This window comes from Nitrospira sp. SG-bin1 (assembly GCA_002083365.1).
Classification (GTDB): domain Bacteria; phylum Nitrospirota; class Nitrospiria; order Nitrospirales; family Nitrospiraceae; genus Nitrospira_D.
Genome location: LVWS01000037.1, coordinates 23,586 through 39,837, shown reverse-complemented (window position 1 = coordinate 39,837; position 16,252 = coordinate 23,586). Strand labels below are relative to the sequence as shown.

Here is a 16,252-nt window from a genome sequence, read left to right as displayed (position 1 = left end):
CGCAATGGACCGCCGAGGCCGACGAGATCACGGCGGAGATGATCGATGAGACCGATGAAATCGACGAATACTGAGCGACACTCAGGACTGTTCGCACTCCCGGCAAGAACGCCGGCCCGCCCGGCCGGCACGTATCCATAATAATATGGAGAAGGCACCATGCACGTGATTCACACCATCCAAATATCCATGTTGTGTTTGATCCTCATGGCTGCGTTAGCGACCGCTGCCGCCGCGGGAGACAAGGGACGTTCGACGGGACCCGCCATGCCATTGGACAAGAAGACCGAAGACCGGGCACGGTACGTCATTACAATCGCCGGATGTAACGATTGCCATACCACCGGCTACGCGGAAGCCGGCGGCAAGATCCCCGAAAAAGACTGGCTCAAAGGGGATTCGATGGGCTGGCGCGGCCCTTGGGGCACGACCTACGCCAGTAATCTACGTCTCTACATGCACAATCTCTCGGAGGACCAGTGGATCAAGGTTTCGCGCTCCGTTGAGTTTCGCCCGCCCATGCCGTGGTTCGTCCTACGCGTGATGACCGAGCAAGATCTACGCGCCATTTATCGATTTATCAGAAACCTGGGGCCAGCCGGCGAACCGGCACCAGCCTACGTTCCGCCGGATCAGGAACCGAGGGGAGCCTTTATACTGTTCCCCTCAAGCACAGAACCGCCTCAATAGTTGGGTGCTGTCTGAATCCTGCTTGAGTCAACGTTTTCGAATATGCCGGCTCCAAGTTCGAAGAGGCAGGTTAAGAGATGTGGAGCAAGCACGACGTCCTGTCCTTAGGCTGCTCGTGACCTTTCGATTTCTTTGCATCTAGGCTCTCCCAGGATAGTCAGAATGATGTTCTTGAACTCCTTAGCGAATCGTTCTCTCGTGTGCGTGGCTCTTGCATGTTCCCAGGCGTTTCGACTGAGATCGCCTAATATATTGGCAGGCAGATGAGAAATTTCTTGCACCATATGAATGATCGTCATGATGGAATAGTCTTTTAACACAAAGCCACAATTATTCACGTCGACACCTGATTCGTAACTGCTCATCGGAATCAGCGCTGCGTGCATGCACGTCGTCACACATCCCGCCTGTCCTTCAGCGCATGAAGGGTAGACAAGCCCTATGCATCTATTCGCAATTTCAATAAATTTCGAGCTGTTCACATCTACCCAGCCAACAGCATGGATATTCGGCGTTTGAAAGAGCTCTCGGTAATATACCCTGACAAAATCCATTTCCCTTTCCAACGGACCACACACGTACAATTGATATTCCGGCATTTGCGCGAATGCTTCGAGCACCCAATCCAGTCCTTTGTGCACGAAGCCATGGGTGCCGAACCAAAGGAAATGAGTGCGGCAGGTGTCATATTCTTTGTGCTCCGGCCAAGGAACCTGCACACAGCTCGAGATATGAATCGGGAATAGAGGTTTATTCGCGTAACGATATGTGCTCAGCGTAAACTGATTGCCATACGCGACTGCATAGTCCGCGTGTTCAATCGCCAAATTATGCTCGACGAGCCGATGACTTCCCGTAAGAGTGACGCCTTTCCTTTGTTGCAGTTGTAGTTTGCGCAGATAGGTCGCGTGGTTATTAAACACCCAATGAGCCGTATCCAAGAACGCGATCTTGATACACTCACTCTTCAGCAGGGGAGCGATTCGGTCAAAATTAATCCGGTGACCGATAAACAATGCATACGACTTGGTCGGCCGAAAAGTCCGGTTGTGCGAATCAATGACACCCACGGCAAAGCCTAACTCTAAAAATGTTCGAGCTACCTGGGCGCAATCCTGGTATTGAGTGTGAGAGTCGGGCATCGATTCACCAGGTTTCAATACGAATGGGTCAATGACCCAGGACAACAGTACTGTTCCCTGCGACATATGTTCTGGATGAAGCGATACCGTTCGCTCACGTTCGTCTACGTGTAGCCTTGATATTTCCACCCCGAATTTTCAAAAGATGTTCTTGAGTAATGTTTTCACAGGATCCGTCGTCAATTGTGACAATAGACGCCCGGGCCCTCGCCGAAAATGAGTTCTTTTCGGAAGAAGAAGAATATTTCTCCAATCCAACGGCGATAGCATGCGCGTGTCCGATCTTCAGGACGACTAGGGAGTCCCCTATAGATACCTAGTAAGGAATCCCATCGGGCACATTTCTCGAAGTTGGATATGAGGACCTCTTTTTATGGATAAGGGCGAGCACCAGAGGCAAGAGCGTCCAACAAGGAGGCTTCAGAATGCGCAATACCTACATTGCGCGCATTGAGCTCGATGCGCCGACATACAGCGGATTTGATTGGTCACTGCCTGAACTCTCAATGAATCAGATGTTCCCTTGATTAGTCCACACCAGGGAAATTGGCATGTCCAAAACCGACGACTAATTCCTACACTTATCGGAACCTTAATTAGACACCTTTGCCATCGCCCGAAAAACGTCGTTTCGACCGAGAAGCTCTTCGTAGGTCCCCTGATCTGTCACTCTTCCAGATGCAAGCAGATAAATTGTATCGGCATGTTTCACCGTCACCAGGCGGTGGGCGATCATAATGATCGTTTTCTCATGCAATATCGTTCGGATTGCGTCCGTCACCGCATCTTCGGTAATACCATCCAACGCGCTCGTCGCCTCGTCCAGAATCAGTACGTCCGGATCGCTGTATAATGCCCGAGCAATTCCGATGCGTTGTCTCTGGCCACCACTGAGCCTCACACCACGCTCACCAACCAATGTTTCATACCCACCAGGCAACTCTCTCAGAACAAATTCATGCAGATTGGCGATCTGCGCCGCGTGCAAAACGCGCTCCATCTCCACCTGTTCGGGTGGCACACCGAAGGCAATGTTCGCGGCGAGGCTGTCGTCGGCCAAATAGATGTGCTGCGGAACGTACCCCAACCGTTTTTGCCAGGCGGTGACATTCGCAGAAGTGATAGGGATGCCATCCACTAACAGGAAACCGCGTTGGGGTTCAAGTAGTCCCAATATAATGTCCACGATCGTGGTCTTCCCGGCTCCCGTGCTACCGACCAATGCGATGGTCGAGTTTCGCTGTATCTTGAGGGTAAAATCCTCGAGCACAGGGGTGCGTGTCGTGGAGTATGCGAAGTCGATGTGCCTGAGTTCAATCTCTTGCTGAAAGAGGACACGGTCCTTGCTCGCCCGCGGTATCGGCTCGACTTCGCTGACTCGTGGGCTCCCGCGCATCTTCAACCTTTCCTCCACGACCTCCAAGGAGCTCATATTAAATCGTATTTGAGTGATGGCACTGAAGAGCTGCTGGAATGCCGGCAACAAACGATAGGCGGTAAATGCATAGAGAACCAGTAAGGGGATGGCTTCGGTGAAATTCTCGCGCACGGTCAAGAGATAGAGCACCACGAGGATCATGGCCCCAAACGCAATACTTTCAATCGCGTACCGCGGCACTAGGCTCACTGCGGCGCTGATCCATTGATTTTTTGCGTGCACCGCCGACCGATCGGCGACCCGTTGCCGATAGGCCTCATCTTGCCCAAGGATCTTTAGCTCCTTCATTCCATTCAGCAATTCCGTGCCCAGCCGAAATCGTTCTCTGTTGGCGTCTTTACTGGCCTTTCCAAGTCTGGTCACCATTCGACGGACGCTGAAAAACACGCCAGCGTAGATCGTTCCGATCACGATTCCGAACGAGACCGCCAGCCAAGGATCGACCCACAGGACTAGAAGCAGGATACTAACGACGATGACCGATTTGACAATGGCCTGCAAGGCAGGAGTCACGACGCCGTTCACCACGCGAGAGACATCCTCAGTACAATTAAAAACAAGGCTGGAAGTATTGTGTTGCAAGAAATAAGCGTATGGCTGCCGCAAATAATTCGCGAGGATCCGCATTGAAATGTTGTGCCCCAGATTGCTTGAAAACGACAGGATGGCGGTCGAGGTGGCCAGCGACACCACGTTACTGAAGAGCAACAACCCCAGCGCCGCTGCACCCAGGGCAACAAGAAAGCTCTTGGCGGACTCGAACGCCAGCATCGTAAAGACTTTGTGCAACCAGGGATTCGCATGAATAACTTCAGGCTTTGCCACCACCGCCATAAACGGCAAGATCGATGCAATCCCCAACACATCGATTAAGCCGGCAAGGACCATTCCCCCGAGCAGCACATACGAGCGACGCCGTTCTCTGGCGCTCATTAAGTTTTGAAGTCGTTCAATGAGCAGCCACATCAGAGAATACCCAAATCAGAGAATATACAAATGAACGCATTCCATTGTTGAAGCATGACGGCTTGGCTACAGTGAACTCCCGCCGCAATACTAGCATCTTAGGCTTTTCTCAATTAATGAAGTTTCCATTCAAACCTCGTTCTCATCACGCCGTAATGGGAAGGGTCTTGTTGTCCCATAACCATACCATCAAGATCTCGATCGTTATTGTTGTGGCGGAGAACACCATGTCTCACGGCAATTATTGCTGCAGTGCGATCTACTATCTTAAAAGGATTCCACCTACCACTAGTAAATCCCCCCTACCATAGCTTTAGGGGTAATCTGACATGGCAGCCATGACATCTCACATGATGATTGGTTAAACTAGAAGTACGAAGTTTGTCCGTCAAGCCGGCGGCGTTGGTTCATGTGCCGTATTGAACGGCCTGCGGTGTGGGGAGACACATTCTTCATTGAGATCGCGGATGAACCGTTCGAATAGTTTCATTCTGCTTCCCTATAGGCTGCCATGAACTCCAGTGGAGACCGATAGACACAACGAGCTTGTCGAACTGTCTAAAGAGTAGTTAATTGTCGCCACATAACATCACACGCCACACCGAGCGCAAGGAGATTCAATTCCAAAGGTGGGGATAGCGCACTTGAGGCAACAACAATGCTGCTGGATTAATCATCTATATGATCACCGGAAGAAATACCAAGCCTTTGGACACTATGATCATGAAACGTTATCCACCCATGAATAAATGATTGCAGCTAGACCACGTCGCAACAGCCTCTGCGTTCCGGGAAGAGATCTATTGGATTGCGATACACAGACACAACCAGCGCCACCTTAGCGGGAGCGCCATGATGGGGCAAGACAACAATTATTTTAAAGCTCGGTGGCTGGCGAGGATGACATGCTCACGACAACACCTGGCAAGAACAGTCGACATACATCACAATTCTCTCCTCTGTCGAATAGCCATCAAGGACAGGCGACGACTTACAGGCCATCGCCTGTTCCTCGTTCCGTCGCGAGCAACACGTAAACTCGTAAACCCTACCGTCGATTTCTAGAGCAAGTAGCTTACTGGCTCTTCTTGTAGACGACGATCCCGCCAAGAAAAATCGCGAGCATGACGGTTGCGAAAATCAAGAAGGTACTATCCATGGCATAGCTCCTTTCGTTCGCACCATGACCTGGCCAGTGTGACTATGCGCGTATTGCGTTTCGCGAAATATCCCGAACTATCCCAATAGCTGCCAAACGGAATAGAACCGCCATTACCTACTGCATTTTCTCCATTACTTCATCTCGTTTGACAAGACGATCACAGGTGCCCCTCGCACAACCCGAGGGGCACCTGCACGTGGCGCTTAGGGCGCCGACTCGATGTACATAGGTAAAAGTTGCGGACCCGCACGAAGAATGGGCAGGGATCAGTACGCCAGGAAGTATGCTATGCGACCCTGAACGATCGTCTACCTACGTCAGCCTTTGGCTCTCCATGCAGTCAGCCTGCCAGACCATAACCCCTACGCGGGGAAGCGCGACAACTCATGGAGACTGGCTAACATAACTGGCGAGGCGCCCACCCATAGTTCGGCGGGCCGATGTGATCCGGTGGACTTAGGTCTTCCATCTCCACCTCCTCCTGGTAAGGAATGACTCGCACGCAACAAGTCACTGGACTATTCTCTCAATACTCCTATACGAATTTTTTTGTCAACAAAAATATCTAAAAAGAGCTTGGCTGCTAAGATTTTTCTTCAAGCATAACTCATACCACTCTCGTCACAGAAAAGAAGTGACGACAAAGCCCTGTTCTTTAATGCTTCTGGTGAACCAGCTTGAGATAGTCTCTAGCGCTGCACTCGAAGGATGGGGCCGAGCGTGAGCCACTTCGTCGGGCCCAAAACGGCCATGTGTGGCAAGTGGGCGACATACCAGAACACAATGTCTTGTTCTTGCACTCCTTGATTGTCTTCGTCGTACCCCAATTGGCCTCGGGCTCCAAAAGTCCAGGGCACGTCCTCGCTTGCACTGGCACGGCGGATCGCCACATCGAAGTCGGCAAACTTGTCCCGCTCGCCATCATCTTTTAACGGAGCATAGCCGCTGCCGGGCAAGATCCAGACGCCATGGCCATTCACCTGATCACGAACCAACCAGGCCTTGCTGAGCCCCTGAATCTTGGCATCGTTCCGTTCATTCACGTATTTCCGCCATCCCGGTCCCCATCCGCGATCCGGTCCTCCATCTTCATGGACGAAGACCTGATCCATCCCGTTGCCGTTGATGTCGAAGTCGAAGCGCCAATACGGATGGTGATCATGATTGGTATTGCACGACAATCCTCGGCTGTGGAGCACGGGACGAAGTTCGCCCTCTTCCGACAGATGCCAGGCTTGGTACAGGTGATATTCGCCGATCCGAGCGTACGCTCCCACTTCGAGCCACTTTACGTTGTGCTGAGTGGCGTTCTCCATACAAACTTTCTGATCGCCGCAGTTGACGATCGGCACGAGATCCTGCCATCGCAGACGATCCTGAAACGGCCCGCATCGTCCACTATCGGCCCTGGAGCCGAACCACGTAAAGGGATTCCACCAGACCCGCTCTTTGACATACTTCACACGGACGACGGGCATGCTGGCCTTGGCAAGGATGAGCTCATCCGCATACTTCACATTTCGCAGGGCCAGTCCTGTATTGTCTCGAACTTCCCAGTCGAAACTCCAACGCCCCCATTCCACATGCTCGGATTGTGTCTCGGCAAACAACGGCTCGGACCACCAGAACGCACAGAGGATGATCCCTGTGCTCAGCCAGATGCGTTTCATCTCATTCCCTCTCATGAGCGGGGTGGTTCCTCTCCAGCTTCCAGGACTTTGTCCTCGGTCAAATCAACGACCGCCCAATATTTTGGATCTCCATCCTGCCCATGGGAAAATGTGATCCAGATCGTACGGTGAGCGTAGCCTGGATCGTTCCTGAAGAATCCATGGTCTGGTTGCATGAGCAGTCCATGACCTTGGAGTTGTTCAACCTTTCCGGCCAGGCGAGGGTCGGCTCTCGCCAACTCGATTCCCCGTTGCACGTCCTGTCGGCCTTCCGGTGGCTGATAGCCATCCAGGCGAGAGACGCTCAGCACATTCGTCTCCTTCATCTGAACTTCTAGCGCGACGTTTTGGCTGTAACTGTAATACACAAGCCGTGCGAGGTTGGATGTGTGCCGACAACACCCAAAGGATAGTTTCCCCTCGGGCGGTATGCGATCAGCATCGATGAACGCCCATCGGCTGCCCAGGAGTGTCGCGACGCGCCGATCACGTTCCGCGGCGTTTCGTAATGTCGCCACCTCATTAGAGGTCAGCACGGCTGAGATGTTCGTGGTGCGCTTGACGGGGACATCGGGAATGGTCCCGGCCATCCGAGGCTTATGGTGGCCGATAGTTTCTTCGCCGGTGAATTCAAACACATGCGGTGCAGGAGCCTTATGGGGCAGTTTGACCTTCTGCACAGCCGTTTCCGGATCCTCGGGGCCGAACGGGCCGCGGGTTCCGGCATCAAGGCTGCAACCACCGGAGAACACGATGGCCAAACATACAAGGAGATTCCGACGCGTGGCTGGATGAGTCATGTGAGCTTTCCAGCAATACCCAACGCCAGTTTGGAGATTTGCGCGGCGGCCTTGATGACGGCCGCCCGTTTTTTTCGCGAAGCCGCATCGAGCACGGCCTCTTTCATAAGCTCTTTATAGGACCTGATTTCGTCTTTACTGAACGACACGATCTGCGCAATGGTGTCATTATTGAAGGTGTTGGACAGCTGCAAGTATAGATTGGAGATTTCCGCCGCATAAATACCCCGGCGTAACGGGTCATTCTTGTAGGTCTCGAATTTTTTCCGAAGCACGGCAACTGCTTCCAGGAGTGCTTTTTGTCGGACTTTCGTTTCTTCCTGTTTTCCGACGGAGAATTCAACGGCACCTAACTGATCGACCAACGCTTTGGCCTCCTGGCGGGCATGGTCCACGTGAACCGAAAGATCGGCGATCTCCTGATGCGCACTTTCGGCGGTCTCCATTAACTGCTTGATCAGGCTATCGTTGTCTTCCAAAAAACCGACGATCCCCCGGATGCTGGTCTCCATAGATCCTCCTCTATTGCCCGTCGTCTTTCTTCAGCTTGTCCAGAAGATCAACCAAATCCGCCGTAAAGGTATGGGCACGTTGCAGAGCTCCTATCCGGACGATACGAGCGCCCACGACTTCCTCCAACGCGTCATTGACTGTCCGTGAGTGATTCACGATCTCCATGATGCGATCCGACTGTCCCGGAGCCTGCTCAATCAGAGCGGCAACAAATTCCGGATCGACGGATGCCAAACCCGACTTATTCGCGTACTGCTTCAATTGGGCATGGATCGACGCGACCTGTTTCCATGAATCATTCAGCGCATTGGCCGTATCGCGGAGGCCGCAGAAATCTTCCTCGAACTGATCCCACACGGCCTTTTCCAATCCCTGATAGTCGGCCAAATACATCTGGCTCACCAAGTACGCGGCGGCGTAGGCCGCCTCCCCTTTTTTATTGGCAACGTTACGGTACGAGGACAGCACGAATTGATGTTTGGCTTCCTGGGCCTGCATAGCCTTGAAACTTTCATGCAGCGCGCTCCGGGCCTGTTCCAAGAAGGTGATACGCGCTTCCGTTTCTTTCTGAAACACATCGATGTTCGTCTGAGCGGCATCAATCTTCATCCCTTCTTTATGGAGAAGATCACGCACCGCATCACTCCGGATCGAGTTGCACCCTACCAGGCTCATAAGCACGAGCCCCATGCTCAATGCTATCGTTGGTCGTGCGATCATGCTGGTCTCCTACCAATCATGGATGTGTATCATCGGCGTAGCGTCCGGAGCGTTTCTGCGAGCGACTGGACATCCTCCCGGGACAGAGTCACATCGATGTCCAAGTACTGTTTGATAATCGCGTTGATTCGGCGGAGCGCTTCCACGTTGGTCCGGTACTGGTCGAACGGAGTCAAATCCACCGTAGACGCTTGCGAATCCTTTGCCACACGCTGTTCGACTCGACCGATGAGCTCCGGTAGTTTTTGGAGGAGATTGTTCATATCTCCTGTGCCGGCTTGAAAGAGGACTTGTCCGGTCGGCCCCTTGCGCTCCGGCAGATTCTTGAGCCGGACTTCATTGATCAGTGCGATCACGTCGCTCCCCAGCAGATCGACATCGTCTTTCGCCAACTCCGCATCGGCCACGTCAGTGAGTTTCGGATTGATGGTGGCCCATTGCAGCGCCAAATTAAGCTTGAGACGGGTTTGCACGTAGCGATACCAGTGCTGGTGCCGCTGGGTCACATTGCCAACCAGCTCGCGGTATTGCTGCATCAGCCGTTCGTTCTCGGCATAGGCCCGGTCTTTGGTGATCAGCGCCTGTTTGATTTCCGGCGGCGTGGCGCAACCGACACAGAGCAACACACTCAGTGCAACGATCATGGTGCGCGCCGACCTCATTGTGATTCCTCCTTGCGACTCACGACTGGAACGAGCATGGGCGAGAGACGAACTTCCAGTGACCCCTTGAAGCGAGATCCTCCGTCAACCGTACACGCCACAATATGTTCAGTCGTTCTATCGACCCTTATGGACCCAGCCGTGTGTGGCGTCAATGCCGGCCAGTATAAGCCAGTAACTTTCCTAGGGAAGCCCACGTAGAATCTCCTGGTAGTAGGAATCAAGGATGGCCGCACGTCCCCCCTCAACAATGACCAGTTGCCGTTGGTCGAAAGTGTTCGCGCAGTAGAGATACTGCCGTCCGTGAGAGCGTCCACGCTCCACATGCACTTCCCGGCCATCGGCCGCGTGACGGGTGGTTTCTCTGGTAACCGCTCGGTCTTTCAATTGTTCCCACGCCGCTTGTGCCGAAGGCCGATGATTCTCGTAGAGCGGCGCGTTGGGATCGTCCGTTGGAGGAATCTCGTCCGGATCGAACGGGCGACCTTCGTCACGCTCCGGTGATTCATCCCAACTCAGAGCCGCCTCGCCTCCTCGACACAGCACATAAAACGGGCCGTCGTCGACCACTTCTTCGACCGTATGATATCGGATCGGAACTGGGCGCTCAGCCGGCCGGAGCCCTCTGTTCGCCAATGCGCGCTGAAACGGCACTCTTCTGGCCAACTGTCGAGTTTTCTCGCACACGATCATGCGGCCGGGTGAGTCCATGACCTGGCACAGCCGGTCCAATCGAGCCGCAAGCCCTGTCCGCTGTTCGAATGAGGACTGTAACGAAGGATCGTGTCCCCGCTCAAACGTCCGCCAACTTTGACTGGGAATTCCCATGTCCTGCTCTGCCTGCACGAGAGCATGGGTTGCCATCACGAGATCGTATGAACCGGAGAGCGGCTCCAGCTCAACATCCACGCACTCAAAGCGGAGGTTCTGCAGGCCGAGACTCTCGGCTTTTTGCCGCGCAACCAGGATGGACGCACGTGATCGGTCGACACCCAAAAAATGTTTCTCTGGATACAGGTCCGCATACAAGGACGTCAGAATCCCCGGCCCACAACCGAAATCGAAGACGCTTTTCGCCTCGCCCAAACGCGAGATCGTCCGTCGTGCGATTGTTTCATAATACTCATACCGTTGGCTGTACAGAACCGGAAGGATCTCTCGCCGTGCGGCAAGATCATAGAACGCGACTTCATCACAGCGATCGCCGCCGCGCTTTCGTTCGACATGGGCGTGAAGTTGATTCAATTCATCCGCGGAGAGACATAGCCTCTGCCACAAGAAATACTCTCGGTCTGACGTGAAATGCCTGAGCCCCCACCAGGCGAGATGGTCACGAATCGCTTGCTGCAACGACTCATCGGCTATGTTGGCGCGCTTGCTCAAAAAGGTTCCCAGCACGGCCGTCAAGCAGGTTCGAACGACTGAGCATGAAGCGGGGAATCGTTATCGACAAGCACCTACGGCCGTTTCAGCATGATGGCATCGAAGTACGCTTCCGGTACGGGATGCGGCAGCCGGAGCTGTCCCGACCCGAATGCCACGTACTTCTCGCAGGTGAGCTGCTCGAGACCGATCGGCCCCTTCGCATGCAGTTTTCCCACGCTCAGCCCGACATCGCTGCCCATCCCGAAGCTGTCCCCGGCATGGAGTCTCGTGGAGGCGTTGACCAGCACCGCGCTGGCATCGACTTCCCTGGTAAATCGCATGGCGGACGCGTAGCGTGTGGTGGCAATCCCGGCGGTGAGACAAGGTCCGTGCGTTCTAATATGAGCCAGTGCCTCGTCAAGATCTTCCACCATCTTGACGGCCAGGATCGGCCCGGCGAACTGAGTGTGCCAATCCGCCTCCGTTGCCGGGATGATCGCCGTATGTCCCGTCATCGCCATTTGCCCCATGAGCGCGACCGTTTTCGGGCACGCATGCACTTCGATCTTGAATTGGTCCAGCAAACGGTTGATCAACGGCGGCAAGAACTGTCGTCCCACGATCTGCTGGACCAGCAAGGTATCCAACGCATTGGAAGCCCCTGCCTGTTGCACCTTCGAGTTGATCACCAGGTTTTGTGCGACTGAAATATCGGGGTCTTCATCGATGTAAAAATGCGTGAGGCCCCCGTCATCGCAGAGCAACGGAACCTTGGCTTGCTCGGCAACGGCCTTTCGTAAACCGGCTCCGCCACGCACGATGATCGCGTCAAGGTGCTTGCCCGATCGCATCAAATCGAGCGCGACCTCTTTTTCGTGACGTTCGATGAGGACCCAGGCCCCCTTCGGTACGCCATGCTCCATCGCAGCTTCACGGAATCGCGCGTCAAGCGCCTGATGCGTCCACTTCCATTCCGGGGCCCCGCGAAAGATACAGACGTTGCCCGACTTCAAACAGAGAGCAATCGACTCCGCAGTCACGAGCGGGCTGAACTCGGAGACGACACCGATCACTCCGATGGGCACCCGTACCCTGGAAACGAGTAATCCGTCCGGTCGTTCCTGTCTCGACGTCACAACACCGACAGGGTCGGGCAGATCGGCGATAAAATGGATCCGCTCGATGATCTCCTTCATCTGGCTTGCCGTCAGGCGGACACGGGCCACGGCGGCCTTCATCCGATCTTTCGAATCCGCGGTTTCGAAGGACTTGCCCACGGCCTCGACATCCTTGGCGTTTTCCGCGAGAATCGTGTCTTCCCCCACGGCCAGCCGATCGGCAACGGCATGCAGCACTTTTGATTTCACTGGACCTGACAGCAGCGCAAGCGCCGTTGCTACATTCCTGCACTCTTTCAATAATTTATCGAGGTATAATTTGACCGGAATTTCCATTGCCATAGAAGCCATTTTGGGTAGACAGAGGTTCCAATGATCGTTGCAATCGATCCATCTCCCTGAGACAATGTGGCCGATTCAGGGCGACGGACTATACCACGCGTTTTTTTCATGAGTAAATAACCTGAAGCCCTCACAGCTCAACCTGCTACAATTAAACCTGAGGATGACATGAGAAGCGGTGTGCCGGCTCGCGTTGGCGCAAGAGAAAGGAGCATCGATGCGCTCATTAGTACAGGTCAACGGACATGGTCTCAGGATGGCTCTCTGCGTGTTGCTGGCGGCATCATGGGGAGCCTGTGCTCAGCTGAAGCAAAACCGTCCGAGTCCCCCCCCGACTCCTCCGATACAGGCCACGCCTGAACAAGCCGCCGAACGCGACCGAGAAAGCCAGCCGCCCAAAGTGGTACAAGTGCGCCCCAACGGGAGCAGCCAACAACAGTGCCTGGTCAACTTCGATGATGAAGGAGCGCTGACTCACATCTATGCCCAGGCTCGCTCCACTCTCGCGTTCAAGACCGGGAAATCCCCATCCGGCCAATTGCAGATCTGCGACCCGTCCAAGCACAGCGACTGCTGGACCTACCGCCAGCGTTGTCCTCGCAGCGACGTCAATCTCGACACGATCGGCCACACCCATTTCCATTTGAGCATGGAAACGGGAATCGAGTGTTACACCCTGCCGGATCCGGGAGACGGGATGGGCCGCGGGTTCGGTAAACTCGTGGACTTCAAATGCACCGAGGTGGACTGGCCGAAGACTCCCCGCGTCTTGTCCTCGCACGATCAGAATCAATGGGTCAAAATCTGGGTGAGTCATATCGAGAATCGTGCGCCGATGTCTTTCGACATGGATTCGATTGCAGTACTGCCGGATACCTCGATTCAACTTTGGTTTCGGAAACGCGACGGGACCTGGTGGTTCTGGCCGGAACTGAAGGCCGACGGCATGTGGAGTCTCCGAGAGCATGTGCGGGATGTGTCGGAGGTGCGAATCCGAGGGGCCAAATCGGGGCGAACAAGCTCCTATGTGATCGGCTCGCTGGTCATTCGAGACTAGATCGAGCGAGTTCGAAGCAAGCGATACCCATTCATGCGTTAGCCCGAGTACTCTCTGTCGCCGACGCGCATAAGGCAGGCGCCGAACGGCGCTTCTCCTGACGGACCAGCACCGTGGCCAACCAGGCCCATACCCCCATCAGAGGAATCAACGCCCACGCGATGTGCGTCGGCGTCGCACCGAGTGCCTTCACCACGGTGACGACCCAAGCGGTGGACGCATCGCCGCCACGCGAGATCGCCGTATCGATGAAGTTCTTGGCCTTGTATTTTTCCTCCGGACTGACGACCGTGAACAGAACTTCCCGTGCCGGTTTGGCCAGCGCGTATTCTCCCACCCTCCGCAACACGGAAAAGACGACATAGACCGCAAGACTCGGCCACAAGGCGATCCAAAGAAAGCCCACCAGACTGATCGCCGGCAGGAACAGTAACGCCGCTACCAGACCGAATCGGCTGACGAGTCTTCTTGTAATGAACACCTGCGTGAGCCAAGTCAATAGGTTGGTCGTAAAGTCCAACGTGGAAAAGAATCGCGTGCGGACCTCCGGTTGGTCGAGGTACTCCGAGACCAACCGGGTCTGTTCAAAATAGAGAACGGTGGCGGTCATCGTGAGGATCGCCAGATAACTGCAAATCCCCAACAAGTACGGTGACGAGAAGGTCAGACGAACGCCCGCGAGAAAGGTGCCGCGCAGCGGTTCACCTTGCCGTTGTCGAGGATGAATCGTCTGTGTTCGCGCCCAGCGTTCCAATCGATACACGCATCCGATGCACGCTGCCAAAAACACGCTCGATACCATCATCAGCACCGGAATCGGGAAGACAAACGTCAGACCCGTGGTGAAGAGGGGACCAAGCAATGCGCCGCTGCTCCCTCCCGCAGCAATGACGCCGAACAACCGTGCCCCCTGTTCCGGTGTAAACAGATCCGCCATGAAACTCCAGAAGACCGACACGATGAACAGATTGAACACCGACAGCCAGACAAAAAATCCGCGGGCCACCCAGTCCGGATGCAGCTGACTCGTCATCAACAGATAGAAGGCCAATAGATTCGCGATGAAGAACGCATAGACGGTCAACAACAGCCGATAGCGGGAGCAGCGCGCCGAAAGCCACCCGAACAACGGTGTGGCCATGAGCATGGTAAGGAACGTCGCGGTCATCATCCAGGGCAAATGTTTCAACCCGCCTTCGATGGCCATTTCGTCGCGCACCGGACGAAGAATGGAGTAGCCGCACAGGAGACAGAAAAAATAGATGAAGGCCCACGCCAACGGGACCAGTTCTTCCCGCTTCGCGCCGAGGACGTGGGCCCACCGAGTACGTATTGATTGGACCGGTCCACCCATGGACCCGCAGTGTAACAGGTGTGCTTTCACCTGCAAGTGGCTGATCTGTTAAAATGCGCCGACCGTACGGAACTCTCGGGAGACAGAGCCTATGATCGATCTTCGCAGCGACACCGTCACCAAACCGACCGACGATATGCGGAAAGCCATGGCGCGTGCGGAGGTCGGCGATGACGTCTATGGTGAAGATCCCACCGTCAATCGCCTCCAAGACATGGCGGCGACCATGCTCGGCAAACGATTCGCACTCTTCGTTCCTTCCGGAACCATGGCGAATCAGCTGGCGATTCGATCACACACTCAGCCGGGACAGGAAATTATCGTCGAGAGCAAGAGCCATGTCGTTCGGTATGAACAGGGAGCAGCCGGGGCGTTGGCCGGCGTGCAACTTCATTGGGTCATCGGCGAGCGGGGGATCATGACCGCCGAGCAGGTGGAAGCGGCCATCAGGCCGAACGATCCGCACAGCATCACGACGGCCTTGATCTGCATCGAGAACACGCACAATGCCGGAGGCGGCACGATATATCCGCTCTCCACGCTCGAAAAAATTCGAGCCCTTGCCGTAAGACACGGCATCCCCATGCATCTCGACGGGGCCAGACTCTTCAATGCCGTGGCCGCCACCACCTTGCCTCCAACAGCGTACGCTCAACACTTCGAAACTGTCTCCCTTTGTCTTTCGAAAGGACTCGGAGCCCCCGTGGGATCGTTGCTGATCTCCAACGACCGGCACCTCATGGATCGAGCACGCCGCTTTCGCCGCATGTACGGAGGTGCGATGCGCCAAGCCGGCATCCTGGCCGCCGCCGGCATCTATGCCTTGGAACGGCATGTCGCTCGGCTCAAGACCGACCATGATCATGCGAAAAAACTGGCCCGTCTGCTACAGCACATTCCGACGATTCAGGTCGCGCCACAGCACGTGGAAACGAACATCGTCATGTTCGACATCGTCGACGAGCAACGCTCTCCGGCCGAACTGGTGACCGCCTTCAAAGAGCACGGTGTGCTCATCAACGCCGTCGGAGGACAGAGCTATCGGGCTGTGACTCACCTGCAAATCACGGAGAAGCAGATCGAAGAAGCCGCGGCTATCTTCACCAAAGTCCTCGCACGTTGATCGTTCAACGTTGACACCCTATTCTTCCATACATAGAATGCTGAAAAGGCGCTTTTTGTAATTAGTCGTGGCTCCTTGCAACGTGGAAGCGTCGACGAGAACGACAGAGAGGTCTTCCGAGGATCTATTC

At 54.8% G+C, this 16,252-nt stretch carries 13 protein-coding genes; 3 read left to right on the top strand and 10 right to left on the bottom strand.

What is annotated here, in order from left to right; translation table 11 throughout:
* Positions 1-159: 159 nt before the first annotated feature.
* Positions 160-690, top strand: coding sequence for a cytochrome C (locus A4E19_00175; protein OQW31776.1), 531 nt, complete (start codon positions 160-162; stop codon positions 688-690).
* A 104-nt stretch (positions 691-794) separates the two neighbouring features.
* Here the strand turns inward: A4E19_00175 and A4E19_00170 are convergent, their stop codons facing one another.
* The 9 genes from A4E19_00170 to A4E19_00130 form a co-directional block, all read right to left on the bottom strand.
* Positions 795-1,898 carry a glycosyl transferase family 1 gene (locus tag A4E19_00170; GenBank protein OQW31775.1) on the bottom strand — a complete coding sequence of 368 codons (1,104 nt, stop codon included), beginning with the start codon at positions 1,896-1,898 and terminating at the stop codon, positions 795-797.
* Positions 1,899-2,424: 526 nt separating this feature from the next.
* Positions 2,425-4,173 carry a hypothetical protein gene (locus A4E19_00165; protein OQW31774.1) on the bottom strand — a complete coding sequence of 583 codons (1,749 nt, stop codon included), beginning with the start codon at positions 4,171-4,173 and terminating at the stop codon, positions 2,425-2,427.
* Positions 4,174-6,087: 1,914 nt separating this feature from the next.
* Positions 6,088-7,083, bottom strand: a complete 996-nt coding sequence (locus A4E19_00160) for a hypothetical protein (protein ID OQW31773.1) — start codon at positions 7,081-7,083, stop codon at positions 6,088-6,090.
* Positions 7,080-7,868, bottom strand: coding sequence for a hypothetical protein (locus tag A4E19_00155; protein ID OQW31772.1), 789 nt, complete (start codon positions 7,866-7,868; stop codon positions 7,080-7,082). Before A4E19_00155 ends, A4E19_00160 begins: the two co-directional genes overlap by 4 nt.
* A complete protein-coding gene (locus A4E19_00150) occupies positions 7,865-8,380 on the bottom strand; it encodes a hypothetical protein (GenBank protein OQW31771.1) in 516 nt (171 codons plus the stop codon). The genes A4E19_00155 and A4E19_00150 overlap by 4 nt, the downstream gene beginning before the upstream one ends.
* Before the next feature lie 10 nt (positions 8,381-8,390).
* Entirely contained in the window at positions 8,391-9,101 is a 711-nt protein-coding gene (locus A4E19_00145; protein OQW31770.1) for a hypothetical protein, read from the bottom strand.
* A gap of 29 nt (positions 9,102-9,130) precedes the next feature.
* Positions 9,131-9,763 carry a hypothetical protein gene (locus A4E19_00140; protein OQW31769.1) on the bottom strand — a complete coding sequence of 211 codons (633 nt, stop codon included), beginning with the start codon at positions 9,761-9,763 and terminating at the stop codon, positions 9,131-9,133.
* A 183-nt stretch (positions 9,764-9,946) separates the two neighbouring features.
* The gene (locus A4E19_00135; protein ID OQW31768.1) at positions 9,947-11,170 is read right to left on the bottom strand and encodes a hypothetical protein; all 1,224 of its coding nucleotides are present in this window, start codon (positions 11,168-11,170) and stop codon (positions 9,947-9,949) included.
* Positions 11,171-11,220: 50 nt separating this feature from the next.
* On the bottom strand, positions 11,221-12,582 hold the full coding sequence (locus tag A4E19_00130) for a gamma-glutamyl phosphate reductase (protein ID OQW31797.1): 1,362 nt from the start codon (positions 12,580-12,582) through the stop codon (positions 11,221-11,223).
* A 223-nt stretch (positions 12,583-12,805) separates the two neighbouring features.
* Between A4E19_00130 and A4E19_00125 the strand changes: the two genes are divergently transcribed.
* The gene (locus A4E19_00125) at positions 12,806-13,645 is read left to right on the top strand and encodes a hypothetical protein (protein ID OQW31767.1); all 840 of its coding nucleotides are present in this window, start codon (positions 12,806-12,808) and stop codon (positions 13,643-13,645) included.
* Between the two features lie 31 nt (positions 13,646-13,676).
* Here A4E19_00125 and A4E19_00120 read toward each other — a convergent pair whose 3' ends face one another.
* Positions 13,677-14,999, bottom strand: coding sequence for a hypothetical protein (locus A4E19_00120; GenBank protein ID OQW31766.1), 1,323 nt, complete (start codon positions 14,997-14,999; stop codon positions 13,677-13,679).
* 91 nt (positions 15,000-15,090) lie between these two features.
* Between A4E19_00120 and A4E19_00115 the strand changes: the two genes are divergently transcribed.
* Complete coding sequence (locus tag A4E19_00115; GenBank protein ID OQW31765.1) at positions 15,091-16,122, top strand: threonine aldolase; 1,032 nt, start codon at positions 15,091-15,093, stop codon at positions 16,120-16,122.
* Positions 16,123-16,252 lie beyond the last annotated feature (130 nt).